13 protein-coding genes and 1 pseudogene are annotated in these 15,587 nt (G+C 58.5%); 7 read left to right on the forward strand and 7 right to left on the reverse strand.

The genetic code is table 11. The features are described from left to right. Window positions 1-504: 504 nt before the first annotated feature. From QA642_RS08770 to QA642_RS08780, 3 genes are all read left to right on the forward strand, one after another. Entirely contained in the window at window positions 505-1,179 is a 675-nt protein-coding gene (locus QA642_RS08770; protein WP_283084306.1) for a cytochrome P460 family protein, read from the forward strand. Window positions 1,180-1,189: 10 nt separating this feature from the next. Continuing rightward, window positions 1,190-1,759, forward strand: a complete 570-nt coding sequence (locus QA642_RS08775) for a cytochrome P460 family protein (RefSeq protein WP_283084307.1) — start codon at window positions 1,190-1,192, stop codon at window positions 1,757-1,759. A 68-nt stretch (window positions 1,760-1,827) separates the two neighbouring features. Then, a complete protein-coding gene (locus QA642_RS08780) occupies window positions 1,828-2,922 on the forward strand; it encodes a hypothetical protein (RefSeq protein WP_283084308.1) in 1,095 nt (364 codons plus the stop codon). 694 nt (window positions 2,923-3,616) lie between these two features. Here the strand turns inward: QA642_RS08780 and bfr are convergent. Together bfr and QA642_RS08790 are read right to left on the reverse strand one after the other, a co-directional pair. After that, window positions 3,617-4,105, reverse strand: a complete 489-nt coding sequence (bfr, locus tag QA642_RS08785) for a bacterioferritin (protein WP_283086833.1) — start codon at window positions 4,103-4,105, stop codon at window positions 3,617-3,619. Window positions 4,106-4,516: 411 nt separating this feature from the next. Next, entirely contained in the window at window positions 4,517-5,287 is a 771-nt protein-coding gene (locus tag QA642_RS08790; protein ID WP_283084309.1) for a caspase family protein, read from the reverse strand. Between the two features lie 1,323 nt (window positions 5,288-6,610). On the opposite strand from QA642_RS08790, the gene QA642_RS08795 reads away from it, so the two are divergent. The 3 genes from QA642_RS08795 (at window position 6,611) to QA642_RS08805 (ending at window position 9,959) form a co-directional block, all read left to right on the forward strand. Beyond that, window positions 6,611-7,642, forward strand: coding sequence for an ATP-binding protein (locus QA642_RS08795; RefSeq protein ID WP_283084310.1), 1,032 nt, complete (start codon window positions 6,611-6,613; stop codon window positions 7,640-7,642). A gap of 30 nt (window positions 7,643-7,672) precedes the next feature. Continuing rightward, window positions 7,673-9,538 carry a Na+/H+ antiporter NhaA gene (gene nhaA / locus QA642_RS08800; protein ID WP_283084311.1) on the forward strand — a complete coding sequence of 622 codons (1,866 nt, stop codon included), beginning with the start codon at window positions 7,673-7,675 and terminating at the stop codon, window positions 9,536-9,538. Window positions 9,539-9,725: 187 nt separating this feature from the next. Then, the gene (locus QA642_RS08805; RefSeq protein WP_283086834.1) at window positions 9,726-9,959 is read left to right on the forward strand and encodes a hypothetical protein; all 234 of its coding nucleotides are present in this window, start codon (window positions 9,726-9,728) and stop codon (window positions 9,957-9,959) included. A gap of 477 nt (window positions 9,960-10,436) precedes the next feature. On the opposite strand, the gene hemE is transcribed toward QA642_RS08805, so the two are convergent. Both hemE and QA642_RS08815 read right to left on the reverse strand, forming a co-directional pair. Next, window positions 10,437-11,489 (reverse strand): uroporphyrinogen decarboxylase, encoded by a 1,053-nt coding sequence (gene hemE, locus QA642_RS08810; protein WP_349253831.1) that lies wholly within the window; start codon window positions 11,487-11,489, stop codon window positions 10,437-10,439. Between the two features lie 207 nt (window positions 11,490-11,696). Next, window positions 11,697-13,133 (reverse strand): IS1182 family transposase, encoded by a 1,437-nt coding sequence (locus tag QA642_RS08815; RefSeq protein WP_283079740.1) that lies wholly within the window; start codon window positions 13,131-13,133, stop codon window positions 11,697-11,699. A 226-nt stretch (window positions 13,134-13,359) separates the two neighbouring features. Here QA642_RS08815 and QA642_RS08820 point away from each other — a divergent pair. Then, window positions 13,360-13,539: pseudogene (locus QA642_RS08820) on the forward strand (transposase); the annotation flags it as partial. A gap of 95 nt (window positions 13,540-13,634) precedes the next feature. On the opposite strand, the gene hemC reads toward QA642_RS08820, so the two are convergent. The 3 genes from hemC to QA642_RS08835 form a co-directional block, all read right to left on the reverse strand. Further along, window positions 13,635-14,570, reverse strand: a complete 936-nt coding sequence (hemC, locus tag QA642_RS08825; protein WP_283084312.1) for a hydroxymethylbilane synthase — start codon at window positions 14,568-14,570, stop codon at window positions 13,635-13,637. A gap of 305 nt (window positions 14,571-14,875) precedes the next feature. Continuing rightward, window positions 14,876-15,349 (reverse strand): cytochrome C, encoded by a 474-nt coding sequence (locus QA642_RS08830; protein ID WP_283084313.1) that lies wholly within the window; start codon window positions 15,347-15,349, stop codon window positions 14,876-14,878. Then, window positions 15,336-15,578 (reverse strand): hypothetical protein, encoded by a 243-nt coding sequence (locus QA642_RS08835; RefSeq protein WP_283084314.1) that lies wholly within the window; start codon window positions 15,576-15,578, stop codon window positions 15,336-15,338. Before QA642_RS08835 ends, QA642_RS08830 begins: the two co-directional genes overlap by 14 nt. Window positions 15,579-15,587 lie beyond the last annotated feature (9 nt).

Raw genomic sequence — 15,587 nt, forward strand, 5'->3', positions numbered from 1 at the left:
TCTCGAAGCGGAGTGCCTTTGCCAACACGATGGACATTAGCTCGTAAGCTGCGGCGACACGACATTCGCTCAGAATAGGCAGAGGCAAGCCGCGAGCGAGCGGACGGCGCTAAAAGGGATTGAGTGATCGGAGCTCAGTATCGGCCGAGAAACTGCACTGGCCCCTTCCGTCGGATCACGTACGACATTTGGAATAACAAGAATTGGATACTCAATGGCCCAATCTGCAGATGAGCAACGCGTCTAGCTCATCAGCACCGACTGGACATGGTCGTTAGTCGCAACTCACTCCGCCGCTCTGCGAAAGAACAGTAAGAGTCGATGATCAAACATCGAAAGTTCGAGTGCGTCATTTCCATCGGGCATCGATTTTATGCCCCTTTGTTGCTTTCGCACTTGGGGATCCACGCCTAGTCTAATCAGCGCGTAGTTAACGAGACCACCTGCGCAGAAAATGCAGTCATTGCCTCATCGGCAATATCGAGCTGTCATAGGAGAGAGATTATGAGACGCACCGTACTGGCACTTTCCGCGGTCCTTGGCGTTGGCGCTCTAGCAACCGCAGCCTTCGCGCAGCAACCACAGCTTCCGCCACCCGACGATTGGCACGCCACCGGCCGCTATCTTCCTGAATACACGAAAGACGGGGACCTTATTCTGCCAAAAAACTTTCACGAATGGGTTTACGTTGGATCGCCACTGACGCCCAACTTTTTGAATCCGCCTCAAGCAAACTTCCCGGAATTTCATAACGTGTATATCGAGCCCGGTTCTTACGATATTTACAAGAAAACGGGCGTCTTCCCTGAAGGAACAATCTTCGTGAAGGAATTGCAGCTCATGCAGCCTGCCACCAATCCGGACGGTTCGAGTACCGCGCCATCGGGGAAAGGATTTTTCCCGGGGGCTTTCAACGGAGCTGATGTGACCGTCAAGGACACCGAGAGATATAAGGCAAGCGACGGTTGGGGCTATTTCAACTTCAATCACCATGAACCAAAAGCGGCCAGTGCTAAAGTCCGGCCGGTCGAGGAATGCGGCTACTGCCACATCGCAAGCGCGAAGCGAGATGACGTATGGACGCAGTTCTACGCGTTGCTCGACCAGGTGCCGCTACCGCCCGGCCAGAGTGGCTCCAAGAAAATGCCGCCCAGCGAGAATCCGTCTATCAAAAAGTAGGACACCCGTAATGAAAAGTCTCAGAAGTGCGGCCCTGGCGTCCGCATCGTTCATCGCTGTGGCCGCCGGGTGCCTCGTAACGCAACTCGTACCGAGCCAGGCCGCTCCTGCGCAGGAGCAACTCGTTGACGGGTCAGGCAACATGCATATTCCGAAGGACTATCGAACGACCTACGAATTCCTCGGGAGCTGGTCTGTTGCAGGTGACAAAGGCGCTAAGGAGATGCACGTGGTCTACGCGTCGCCCGGAACTGCGGCGGCCTATCGGGCGAGTGGCAAATTTCCCGATGGTTCGATCCTGGTGAAGGAAGTGTACGCCGCGGCCACGTCGGATATGACGACTGGGACCGTTAGCCATCAACAAAGCCTCAAAGGATGGTTCATGATGGTGAAGGACGGCAAGAACAGCCACCCCGATAATAAGTTGTGGGGCAATGGTTGGGGCTGGTCCTGGTTTAATGCGGATGACCGGATGAAAACGAGCTCAACGAACTTCCAATCAGACTGTCTAGGTTGCCACATCCCTGCCAAAGCGACCGACTGGATCTATGTTCAAGGCTATCCCGGCCTCAAAAAGTGACAGGCTGTCGGCGAACCTGCTTCAATATCACCTGTGCAAAACCAAACTGAATGCAAAGAGGTAGCGTCATGAAGCCCAGCGAGAGGCTCGTCAGATGCGTTTGCGGATCGATGGTGATGTTTGTGACGGCATTTTCGACACCTCATGTAAGTCTAGCGGCTGATACAGCCGCTGGCAAAATGATCACGAAGCAATTTCTTACGTCGGGCCAGGTGGACCTGGTACGAGAGGTGGTGACGCTACCGCTCCATCGCGGCCGTCTTGCGTCGGGAGAGACCGTTTGGTTCGTGCTCACCGACGTAAGCGATTACGCTACTTCGAAAGAGATGGGGCTTACGTGGGCGCCGAGTCTCGCTGATGCCAAGGACCTGAAGAGCACACGGGTTGCGGAAATGGACGATTCGGGTAACTTCAGATTTGAATCAGGGCGGGTCGATTTCTCGCCTTCGCAGAAGTTGGTCGGAGGGGACGCGCCCAACTATTTTCCTCCTAAGACAGCCCGAGCCGGATCTGTTGGGGATGCGAACTACAGCCCACTGGTGCGGGTGGCCAATCGTATGAATATTGTTTTCAATGCGCCGATCATCGCGTTCGATGTCGGGCCGGATAAAATTTCATTCTGCAACGGCAGCCCTGACTACTCCGTGGTGACAGACTCCGTAGCAAGCATCTGTCCTGATAAGGGCACTGTCGACTTGAAACTCCGGTCTGGATTCGCGAACGGAAAACACCTGCGTTATCTTAGTTTTGACGCAAATTCCGAGGAGTCCGCGACCCTTGAGGCGTCCACCTTTGCGCCTGCGGAAAGCGACATTCTTCAGAGCGGTGCGATTGAGGTGATCTATACGATTTTGAATGGCAGCATGGGGACGAAAGATCCCAATCGCCAGGGACTCAACAGTGCCATCAGGGGAGAGGGGCCTTCGCTCGACATCCTCGCGCACTTCACTGAGATCAGCGCCGGATACTCCCCGATGTGGGACGTACGACTAGCCGAGTGGACCAATGAAGCTATCGCGAAGGATCAAAGGAAACTGATCACTGACGGCGACGATCTTGAATCCAAAAGTGCGGCGGGCTTACTGGTGAGCCCTGCGGGAGGGCCGGTGAAGACGACGGGAAATCTAGTGAATTGTCCGGTTGTAGGCTTCACCAATGAATAGCCGCCCGACCGCATAATTGCGGCTCCCCTGCGAATGCGAGGAGCGCAATGTCTCTTCGCCACTGAGGCTTCCCTTCCAATCGCCGCGCGCCACGGCCATGCCATACTGCAGGGTTTATGCTCCGGCGGGCCTCGCGACTGGTGGCTCGCGAAAGACGGGTGCCGTTGATCTCGGTCCACGCATAGCTAGGCATAAGCGCCAGCAGCTCGATACCAACGGACGCTGCGGGGTCGGTCGGCAGTCGGGGCGGCGACGCGTGTGGCGCCGTCGCTCCGGCCTCGCCAGTCACAGAGGACCGCGGGGCGACGACTCAAGAGCCGTTTTAGCGCCACATGCCGCAGGCGAGGTCCGTATCGCTCCGGAGCCCGATGAGCCCTGTCGATCGTTTCGACCCTGGTCTGTGGTGATGCCGGTCGCTGAACAGGCCGCGCCCGAGAATGTCTTAGTAAGAACCGGATGGAACGTGCAGGGTTCATCGAAAAGGCTGTAGCCCTTCAGGTCGCCTCAAGTGAGCAGGCTAGGATGCTCTAATTGCCAGTCCGCGAGGCTCGCATCTCTCGCATCGATGCACGTACGTTCGCGCTGCGAAGGAGGTTGGTCCAGCCTCTCGCCCGTTTGCTGGACCTGGGCTCGCGGCGACATCACGCGGCCGCGGCGAGAGCGCGTACGAACAGCTGCGGTGTGGCGCGAAAGTTCAGTGCTCTTCGGTCTTGAGCTCACCGACATGCTTCTGGGTGTAAAGTTCGAGCCCGATGCGGTTGATCAAATCAAGCTGTGTCTCGAGGAAATCGATATGGTGGTCCTCGTCCGTCGTCAGGTTCTCGAACAGGTCGCGGGTGACATAATCCTTCACGGAATGACAATGCGTCGCCGCCTCTTGGTACAGCGCCCGCGCGCTCATCTCGGTGGCGAGATAGCAATCGACGATTTCCTTGCCGTTCTGGCCGATCCGCAACGGATCGAGCACCTGCATGTTGGGAAAGCCTTCGAGGAAGATTATCCGGTCGGCGATGCGGTCAGCGTGATGCATCTCCTCGATCGATTCTTTGCGCCAAACATTGGCCATCTCCAAGAGGCCCCAATTGGCCAGCAGGCGGTAATGCAGCCAGTACTGGTTGAGGGCGGTGAGCTCGTGACGCAGCCCCTTGTTAAGATACTCGATGACTCTGGGGTCGCCCTGCATGATGGCCTCGAAGGCTTGACGGGGTCTCGGCCATTTTAGCTTAGAGCGCTCCTGAGTAAAATCGAGCGAGCAGGTATCCGCCCAGGGCACGAGACTAAGAGGCATCTGTCCCGCAAATCCAGGGAACTTTGGCTCTGCGGGCGCGATTGTCGCTCATCCAGCGGTCATCCATGATCTTTGCGGGCAGCCGGCCTGGCAGGCCGTGCGCGTTCTGTAAGCCGCAAGGATGATGGTTTTAAGGGGGCGCACTGAGAGACCGCATTCGGAGCGGCAGCCGGGGTAGCAGGATCTATTCGGCATCGCGGTGCATCCTCGTCAAAAGTTTCAAAGAAGCTGGCGGCCATTGAACGGCGCCCTCCATGGGAAGAGAGCCTTGAGCGCTAATGTCTGGAATCAGCTGAATCTGTATGGTCACTGGTGACCACTAGCCGCAGAGCCGACGGAGTACGCCGGAGCGCCGCTCTGCGCCGGCGAAAGATGGAAACTCTCGGTTAGCGTAGATGACACGACTGGAGTCTGTTGGCCCTGAGTAGCAGCCACCACAGCGTTTCGAGCATCATTGAAGACCTCCTTGATCTCCCTCGAGGCTTTCATCTGCATAAGAAGAGCATTCATCAGCTGACTATGCAGTCCTTTAGGGTCTTCAACTACTTCTCCAGGACCGGCTGAGCTCAGGACAAGCGCGTTCTCGGCCGGTGGAATGGGTGCTAGCCCATGTGAATAAGTCCTAAAGCGTCGCTCGTACGGATTGCGGCGTGAGGCTTCAATGACTGCGAGCCTGACGCGTGCTCCCGAAGTTCTGAGTTGTGAAAGGAGGCGGTCGATGCTTACGCCTTGTCGACGAACATCCTCTTCACTCCAAATCGTCGCATCGATAGGGATTAGGTAATTCTGTCCGTCAGACTGGATGCCGTAACCTCCGAAATAAACCAACACAACTGAGTTCGAATGCAGTCGTTTTCTTAGATGATCGATTGCGCGGGTCATTCCGAGACGCGTCGTATTCTCAAGTGCATAGACAAAAAAGCCGTCCTCGCGAAGAGCATTTGTCAAGGCATCCGCATCGCGTGTTATTTGGGGAAGAGGAAAGTCCGCATCGGGATAGGCTGAATTGCCAATCACCAACGCCAGTCGACTAGTATCGGGGGGCGTGGCGTCGCCCGGCTGGATGGACTCGCTCATGGACCGAGGTGTCTGCGGCCGCATTGCCCCGTCGGAAGCGGCTGAGAGCAAGCTAAGCAGGACGGCAACGCTAGCTAGTTTGGGAGATCTCATTCCATTATGGTCTCCGGCTCACCGAAGAACATTCGTCCGGTAAGATGGCATAGCGGCAATAGCGTTCCGGCCAGAGTCGAGTAGGCGCGTGGCGAGATTGCGTCTTCAATTACGTTGTGCCGACCAGTAGCCTGAGCAGCGCGCTGATCCTGAGTGGCCGCTCCAGGTTCCTCGACCGGTGGTCGCGAACAGTTTGCCAGTACCCGCGGCATATTTGTCGTGGACTGTCACGGAGGCGCGAACTGCGCCCGACTTCGCGACGTAACCCCGAAGCTTCACGAGATTTGGATGAGTAACAATCCCGTTGGTCACGTCGACAGTAAAACCGTAGCTGGAATCGCAGGTTCCTCGTTGCGTCACAAAGACGAGGTCCCAGGAGCCGTCGTAGGCCGAGCGACCGTATGCTGCCGGTTCAAGAGGATGACCAGGCCGCACCCTTAAGCGCTCATCCGTCGTCAATGGCGGTATGGCCGCTTTGATGGACGTACTAACAATTGGGGCAGCTGACGATTTGGACGACGCGGCAATTGCGATCGGAATCACAAGTGCGAGCGCAGACGTGCAAATGCGAAATCGAGCGTTCATGGCAAATCCTATTAGAGTTGAACTCTGCGGGAGAATGACATTGCAGCTCGGGCCAGTGAAATCACCTCTCGCCATGAAGTCGATAGACGACCATTATTGGCGGACCGCTAGAGTCCAAGGGAGCCCAGCGCGATGGCGCCGCTAGCTGAGGAAATTTGTCGCGCGCATTGGCATTGGTCCCTGGTCGCGGTCGGGCTTCTGCTTCGCCCGATGTCATCGGCCTCCTTATATTCGTGCGAGTGGGGAACCGCGAAGTAAGGGTAGGTCGCCGCAAATGCTCTGCCGCACTGGCAATCGCGCTTCCGACCGCGGCGGGGACGGGCGGGCGCTTTTTGGCTAACGAGACGCCCACGGCACCATTGCTATTGCTGAGACTCGGAACCCGCGGCAAAGGATCGTCGCGTGAACACCCCTTCTTGGTCGCGAAGAGTTCTACCGGACCGAGGCGACTAGGTGCAGCTGGCGCCCGCCGCACGCCGCACGCTTCTGAGCTATTCCGATAACACTCGGCTATCGACTTTATGGCGAGAGGTGATTTTAGTTTCCGCCGTCGTTGGCCCAATCTAGATGCATCGTCGCCCGTCCCCGGCTGCGACTGGAGTTGCCGACGTTATCTCGAACGATCCGATGCCAGGAGATCCCGAAATGCACATCGGCGAGACAATCCCCGGCGCCGTCGAGCGCCCGCCGCTGGAGGACGTGGTCGTGCTCGTGGACGGATGCGGTGTTGCGGTTGGAGTGGAGCGTGCGGTCAGAAGGATGAGCTGCGTGCACGATGATGGTGGCGGCCGCTCATTTAGATGTGTGGAGATCCAAGTCGTCGGGTCCGACGGCGAGGTATCGGGGATTTTGCGCCATACCGATCCGCCGTGCGAGGCGCGAGGCGCCGTCGGGGGGACAATGGCGGAGACGATAGCGGACGTGAGGCAGTTCGTTCACGACATTAATAATCTTCTCACCGTCATCGGGAGCGGTCTGCGGGAAATCGAGCGTCAGAGCGATGCTGCATACCGGAGGGCCATCGTCGATAAAATGCAGGATGCGATCACACGAAGCGCGTCGCTTAGCCGGCAGCTCCTTGACGCAGCGAGGCCGCGCCCAAAGTCTAATGGTACAACAGGCAGTCAGCTCGCAGTGATAGCGGGGACGCTTGACGGGGTATTGCATCCAGACGTTTCCGTCCGCACGGAAATCGTCCCTGCGTTATGGACCTTCAATGCCGACGCGGAAGAGCTGTACTTCGCCTTGCTCAATCTCTGCCGAAACTCGGCCGATGCAATGCCAACCGGCGGCGTGATTACTGTCGCGGCGCGGAATTTCGAGCCTTCCACCGACACTGCCGGAGAGTTTGTCGAGATTGTCGTCGCCGACCATGGAGAGGGCATGCCCGAGAATGTCCTTTCGCAGGCCTTCACCCCATACTTCACGACAAAGCTCAAAGGTAGCGGGACCGGACTCGGACTCCCACAGGTCCGGCACTTCGCTGAGAGACAAGGTGGCGCGGTCTGGATAGAGAGCGAGCCTGGTGCCGGAACGGTGGTGCGCCTCTTCCTGCCGCGCGTGCAGCCAACTGGGCTCTCCTGCAGCGTCGTCGAAACAAGGATTTTATACACACCGTCAACCGGTGGTGGCGTATTCCGAACCTTCAACACCGCGACGGCCGCGCCAAGGTCGTAGCCAGGCGCGAACACTCGGGACCGCGCAGCGATGAGGCTCATATTTCTGTCAGGCCGACTTGATCGACCGGTCGATCACGATACGGAACATGTGCTCGGCCCTCCCGACGCCGAGATCTCGCTGGTCGAGTACGGCAGCTACGCGTGTCCGCACTGCAGGGCTGCCAACGATCGCATCGCGCAGGCGCGCGATCAACTCGGCGACCGCATCTGCTATGTGTTCCGTCACAAGCCGCTTGCGAACAACAGTCTTTCATTCTGGGCTGCACAGATCGTTGAGCTCGCTCGGACGCCCGAAGCGTTCTGGTCCGCGCACATGAAGCTAATGACGAGATCGGCGCAGCTCACGGAAGACGATCTCTTCGCGGTGGCCGCAGACCTCGGTGTGAACGCGGACCTCTCGCTTGGCGAGAGCGAAGCCGTACGGCGGGCGAGGTCGAGAGTGGAGTCGGACATCGCAAGCGCGCGTGCGAGCGGAGTGAGATTCACGCCAAGTTTCTACATCAACCGTCGGCGCTACGACGGGCCGTGGGACGAGAGTTCCTTCGTTGATGCGATGCTTGGCACGCTCGGTCACCGCGTTCGTACGGCTGCCTTGGACTTTGCGAGCTGGGGCCCGTCAGCCGGCATTCTGCTCGTCCTCGCGGCCGTGGCGGCAATCATCTTGACGAACTCGCCCATCGGGCCGCACTTCGAGGCGCTCTGGCTCCGCGAGTTCGGCGTGAGCTTGGGCAACATAACCTTTCGGAAGCCCATCTTCGATTGGGTCAATGACGGGCTGTTAACAGTGTTCTTCGTGGTCGTTGGATTGGAAGTCAAGCGCGAGATGACGGTGGGCCATCTCGCAAGCCGTCGTTCGGCCGCGCTTCCGATCGTGGCCGCGCTCGGCGGCATAGTCGGACCGGCGCTTCTGTATGCGCTGATAATCCCAGCGGGGCCGTGGTCGCACGGATGGGGTGTCCCGATGGCGACCGATACCGCGTTCGCGGTTGCGTTGATTGCGGTGATGGGCTCCCGGGTCCCTGTGGAGCTGCGTATCTTCCTCACTGCGGCCGCCATCGTTGACGACATCGGCGCGATCGTCGTCGTCGCTCTGTGTTACTCTGGTGAGATCCATCTGGCTTACCTTGCTGCGGCCGCCACAGTTGTAGTTGCGCTAGTGCTGCTGAGCCGATCTGGAGTCTACTTTCTGTCGCCCTACATCCTGTTGGGGGTTGCGCTGTGGGCGTCCGTATACGCTGGCGGCCTTCAGCCTACATTGGCCGGGGTGGTACTTGCGTTGTTTATTCCGACGCGACCGCCCGCCAACTTAGAAGCCCTGCTGACGCAGGCGAGCATCATCATCGCGTCCGAGGCTCGGCACGAGGGTGAAGTTCTTAGGAACGGCCCCTCTACTTCGGCTCTGCACGCGCTCGAGGCAATCTACGAGAGACTTGAGTCGCCCGCCGATCGGTTGCTGCGACATGCCGGCGCGCGATCGAGCTACGCTATCCTCCCAATCTTCGCATTGGCGAATGCGGGAGTGATGATCAACCCAGGCGTCTTCGTCGGCCATGGCCGGCTCATGGCCGCGATCGTCGTTGGTCTCGCTTTAGGAAAACCGCTCGGCGTCTTCCTCGCGGCCGCCGCGGCTGTGCGCACAGGCCTAGCCGTCAAGCCAGACGAGTACTCGTGGCGACAGTTGGGCGGAGCAGGAGCCTTCGCTGGGATTGGCTTCACGATGTCGCTCTTCATCGCCGGTCAGGCATTTCCAAACGCCACCGACTTCTCGGCCGCAAAAATTGCTGTGTTCGCCGCCTCGATTCTCTCTGCCGCCGTTGGGACTGTCGTCCTCTGGGGAGCTTCGCACCGGGAGCTTATCGGAGATGCGTCGCGGAGCCTCGGCATGAAATCATAATAGCAAGCCGGACAATGGAAAGGAGATGGTTCTTTCCTGCCCATCAGTGGCACGAGGCTGTCCCCCAGATTCACAACCACGCGTGAAACCTGGGGTGCACTTAACCGAAATCTCCTGGCATCCCATCATCAATGAAACCAGCAACGCTGAAGTATCTTGGCAAACCGTCGCGTTTGAAGGAGCCGAAATGACGCACGTATATTTCCACTGTTCGAACACCAAGAAGGTTTTCGTCGATCGCCGCGGCGCAGTGGTGGAAGATATTGCTGATGCGAGGGATCATGCGAACCGTATCGTACAATCTCTCACTAGAGAGAGCAGCCTCGAGGATTGGCGTGACTGGATTTTGCATGTCAGTGATGATCAGGGCGATGAACTCTTCGTTGTGCCCTTCACGTTCGTGCTCGGCGAGCCGAATTAAGGTCCCCGTGTTCCGGGCGACCCTCGGACCAAGGCGCGTAAGTCCCACCTGAAATGCAAGCAGCTGGAACCTGACAAGGTTAACTTCAGCGTCAGCGCAGCCAGATCAAGATTTGATTTAACCTGCCGACACAAAATGAGGAGTTCTCGCGCGCGCTGGGCAACAAACGCGGTCGCCAGCTTTGAGGTTTAGGCCGCGTGCTCATAAACTCGGCGACGTGATGCGACGAAAGCCACGAAGGCCTTGGCGTCAGCAATGCTGGCGACCACAAGCTGTTGCCACCGTGGCCAGACGCCGGGAATCGCGTTCAGTTGTTTGCTCGTCGCGCTTGATAGATGCCGAGCGATGGTGCTGCTGATAGATGCGGACATTATGGGCCAAGTACGATGTGCTTGCGCGAGCATCGTTGCAGCGATACGGATACGGCACTGATTTGATTTCGATTAGGATCCAGGTAGCTCGACCTCTGCCATCGAGCTATTGCGACTTTATGTGACGCACCAAGGATTGGACATGCTCGGGGCGTGTGGTCTTCAGAATCCCATGACCGAGATTGAAAATGAACGGTCCCCGGCCCAAGGCCGCCAGGATGCGGTCGGTTTCTGCATACATCGCTGCGCCTCCCGCCGCCAGTAGTTGGTTGTCCAGGCTGCCCTGCACGCAGCACCCAAGGGCGCCCTGTATTCTGTCGGCAGCCCAAGCGAGCGGGACGGTGCTGTCCAGGCCTACACAATTGACCCCGGTCGCCTCGGCGTAGCCAACGTAAAGCAGACCGGCGCCGCGCGGAAAGGCAATGATCGGGGTGTCGGGATATTTGGCGCGAAGGGCGCTGACGATCGCGGCTACCGGCTGCACGCACCAGCGCTGGAAGAAAGGTTCAGGGAGGATACCCGCCGAGCTCTCAAATAGCTGGATGGCTTCTGCGCCCGACTCGATCTGTCGTGCCAGGAACTGAGTGATGGCTTCGGTCAAAAGGTCGATCAGCGGCTGAAACTCCTCTGGGTCGCTCAACGCCCATCGCTTGATAGTGGCATGGTCGGTGGCACCTCCGCCGCGACCCTCAACCATGTAAGTAGCCACTGTCCAGGGCGCCCCCGCGTAGCCAATCAAGGCCACGTTTGGAGGGAGGGCGACGGTGAGTCGTCGCACCGTCTCATAGATCGGCGCCAATTTCTGGTGCAACCAAGTAAGAGTAAGGCGCGCCACATCCGCAGCCGAACGGATCGGGGGCGACAGAACCGGCCCATCGCCCTCCTTGTATTCGAGCACTTGGCCAAGGGCTGCGGCAATCTGCGGAAGGTCCGCGAATAGAATGGCCGCATCGAATCCAAATCGCCGGATCGGCTGAAGCGTGACTTCTACCGCGTGGTCCGGCGAGTTGCACAGCTCCAGCATTCCGCCGGCTGCGGCCCGCGTTACAAGATACTCAGGCAGGTACCGGCCAGCTTGTCTCATAAGCCAGATTGGCGGTCGTTCCGTACGTTCGCCGGCAAGCGCACGCAGAAGCAACTTTCTTGGCTCGTAAACCACTATGGAAGCACTCCCTGTACAGCTTCAGAAGCGGAAATACCATTTGCCGCCATCAGGACCACACCGCAAAGCGCGCTTACATTGGTTGGCGCGGTCATAGCACACTGACAATCATCACGATCATGGACGAACGTCCGCTGTGGGTCTTGGCCGTGTAAAAACGATCTCAAAGGGCGTCGGTCCCGGAAGCGGGGAGCCGCGTGTGTCTCAGGCCCCGATCGCAGCGATCAGCGGCTTGATCCCGACGATGTTCATGACCCGTGTCAGATTATAGGCCAGCACCGAGAGTGCCATTTCGGCGGCTACTTTTGGAAGCGTTTTGGTGAGGAAGTGTGTCGCTCCCATGCGGGCCTTCATCGTGCCGAACGGATGCTCGACTGTCTCTCGACGCTGGCGCATGGCTTGTGGGTTTGCATCGAGACGCTGCTGCACAGCCTCGAGCAGATGCTCATGCTCCCATCGTGGAATCCGCCGCTCTGGCCCTGTCGTGCACTGCGATTTAAGCGAACAATTTTGACAGGCCGTGGTCCAGTAGCGCCGTAGCCGCTTCCCGTCTTCCTCGCTCGTGAAGCGATAAGGCAGTTGCTCTCCAGCTGGGCAGCGATAGGCGTCCTCTTCAGGCAAATAGACAAAATCCTGCTTGCCGAAGCGCCCATCTGACTTGGCACCCGACGTCTGTGGCTTGGGCAGAGTTACCGTGATGCCGGCCTCGTGGCACGCGAGGATCTCCACGCTGCTGAAGTAGCCGCGATCGGCAACGGCCTCGAGCGCATCGGTCTGGAGCACTTCTTTCGCCTGCTTTGCCATATTGGCCAGTTGAGCCCGATCTGAGCCGCTGTTCGTTACCTCATGCGTCACAATCAGATGGTGCTCGGTATCCACGGCGACCTGCACATTGTAGCCGACGACGCCGGAGCCGCGGCCGCTCGTCGCCATCGAGCGGCTATCGGGATCAGTCAAGGAGATTTGCTGGTCAGGCGATGCAAGCATCTGCTTCTCGTAAGCGGCAAGCTTGCCCATTTCCTCCTTCAGCTTCGTCAGCTTTTCAGTAAGCCTCGTCACCTTCGTGGCCAGGGCCTCCGTCGGCTCCTGCCGGTCGGCCGTGTCAAGTTGGCCTAGATACCGCGCGACGCTCTCCTCCAGCTGGGAGCGTCGCCGCTCCACCTTCGCCCGGGTGAAGTTCCTGTCCCGGTTGTTCACCGCTTTGAACTTGCTGCCGTCGATGGCAACGCTCGCCGTCGTCAGGAGACCCATCCCACGGCAGAGTTCAACGAAGCGCGCACACACCCTGCGCAGCGCCAGGCCATTGTCCTTGCGGAAGTCGGCAATCGTCTTGTGATCGGGAGTGAGCCGACCCAGCAGCCACATCAGTTCGACATTGCGTCCGGCTTCTCGTTCGAGCCGCCGGCTCGACTGCACCCGGTTCAGATAGCCATAGATGTAGAGCTTCAAGAGAACCGAGGGATGGTACGATGGCCGACCGGTCGCCGCCGGCTCAACCTCGAAGCTCATCTCGGCCAAATCGAGCGCATCGACAAACGCATCGATCACACGGACAGGATTACTCTCGTCAATGAAATCATCGAGGCATTCCGGCAACAGCGTGCATTGCCCACGATCCGCCTCCTCAACGAAGCGCCTCATCGATTCCCCAAAAAAGAATCACCGGAGAATCATAGCAGCGGCACAGCGTTTTCACACAGCCAGGGTCATTTCGACGGGTTCTGCAGGATTGTCGGCAGGATGACATCTACTTCTGCTTGTAAGCGCCGAACCGAGTTTGGGCGGCCCCTGTGATTCAAACTCGCCAACGAGGGCTCGAATCAAGCGCTACGAACTCGCCGACTATGAATGGACCGCCATCAAGCCAATGCTGCCGAACAAGCCGCGTGGCGTTCCTCAGGTGAACGACAGACGGGTCCTCAATGGCATCTTCTGGGTCCTCCGATCATGAGCGCCCTGGCGTGATCTGCCGGCGGCGTTTGGCCCATACACCACTTGCTACAACCGCTTCGTTAGGTGGCGGCGGGCCGGTGTTTGGAGCCGCATCTAGTGTAGTCGGCCAAGTTCCAGGCTCTGCACTACGTGCTAAAGTCGCATGCTGTATCCCAGATCCTGAGTCCATCATCATGCTAGGTATCGAATTCAGATTGCCCTTTGCTCTTCCATCATACGATGCACGGCCTTCAGTATCTCGCCTGCACCTTGCTGAAGAAGCTTGTGCCCGAGACGTCGGCCGATTGCCTCGGCCTGATCGGCCGGACCAACGCATTCATCAGCAATCTTCGATTGCCCATCTGGATGAGTCACCTGTCCTCGAAGCGTTAGTGTCCCGGCGACCCACGTGGCGGAAACGCCGATGGGTAGGCTGCATCCCGCATCGAGACTTCTCATCAGGGCGCGCTCTGCATCTACTTCAATGCGCGATTTCCGATCTTCTATCTTATGAAGCAATGCTATGAGTTCCGTATCCTCTTCGCGAGCTTCGGCCGCGAGAGCGCCTTGGCCGGGTGCATACGGAAAGACATTCGCGTCCAGAACCTGTGAGGCCTCATGTAACAGCCCTAGCCGGGACAGTCCTGCCGCTGCCAATAGAGTAGCGTCTATTCCGTCCCGGATCTTTGCCTTACGAAGCCTTGGAGAAACGTTCCCGCGAATGGGTCGAACATCGAGACCTCTGCATAGAGCGAGAAGTTGCGCTTTGCGGCGAATTGATCCGGTGCCGACGCGTAGCCCCGGTCGTAGCTGATCCAGTGTAACGCCACAGATGGCGTCACGAGCATCCTCTCTCTTGGGAACAGCCGCTAATACCAAGCCTTGCCGCAATCTAGTCGGAAGATCCTTGAGAGAATGAACGACCAGGTCAACTTCCTTTCGCATAAGCGTGTCTTCTCCCTCCTTCGTGAATGCTCCGACGCCCCCAAACTGATGAAAGGACGACCTTCGATCTCTATCGCCAACCGAACTTGTGAAAATAATCCTTACTTCAGCGGCCGGCTCGACGCCGCGAATAAGATTGGCGACGTGACTGGCTTGCCAGCGGGCCAGGTCACTTCGCCTGGTGCCGAGGCGAATTTCCATGATCAAACCTCTTACTTGTTGGGTAGCTCGTCGCAGGACGCTGACCGGTAGTTCCTGGACGATGTGGCGATGAGTTTTCGGCCTTCATTCGTTGATATTCCGAAGCGGCCTCTTCGGCTGTCGCGAAGTTCTTGCTATAAATGAAGGTTTCGCAACCAGTGCTGATGCGGGCGTAGTAGGGCTTTCGCCGCCTAGCATAGTCCGAGCGCTTCCTGACGCCGGGGAAGCCGTGTTTGTTGACTATGATGCGTGGCATGTGAACTTGATCCCGGCTTAGGCCCTTATCGTTAGTTGCCTCGGGCGCGCTATTTGAAGGGATTCATGGACGTGGAGTAGGTTGGCGATTTGGCGTAGTCCGTCGGAACGTTCCAAAGCGTTGCAACATACCAGGCGGTCCAAGCAACGATGAGGAGGCTCAGCACCCACACCCAAACAGGGATTGGCGAGGGCGATTCCGCCCGGTGCGGCTCAAATGGCTCTTCGGCTCCAAACGCGTTGACTATGAAGCGGAGCGTACCGTGAACGAGGGCCCCATCCCCAAGCCCGCTAATTGTGATCCCAGGGCCGTTGCGAACCTGGAATTGGAGGCGTCGGATGCCAACCTGGCCGGTGGCGTCCTGGGCTTCGATGCGCAGGGCGTGCTCGCCGTCGGCGAGGCTCTTTGTGTCGAGCGATATCTGCGCCGGCGGCCGCTGATCGGTCACTGGATCGGCCGCTTCGTCGAGATAGATTCGGATGCGCGGATCGGGCACGTGCTGCATTCCTTTAACGGTCGGCATGCAGGACGCGATATTTTGGATGTTCGGGGTCTCGTTCGCCCGGGGCGATAAGCATCGACACGGCCGCCACGATGCAACTAACTGTCACGAGCCCGGCTCCGCCCGCCACTAGCACGTTGCCGAGCAGTGGTCCGGCAAGGTTCGGACCGCCAGCACCACCAGCGGTCGCAGGCGAGGTGCAGAGGTAGCCAAGCGCCGAGAGAATCCAGGCGGTAATCGTATCGGTCATCGTCACCTC

It is taken from the genome of Bradyrhizobium sp. CB2312 (assembly GCF_029714425.1).
Classification (GTDB): domain Bacteria; phylum Pseudomonadota; class Alphaproteobacteria; order Rhizobiales; family Xanthobacteraceae; genus Bradyrhizobium.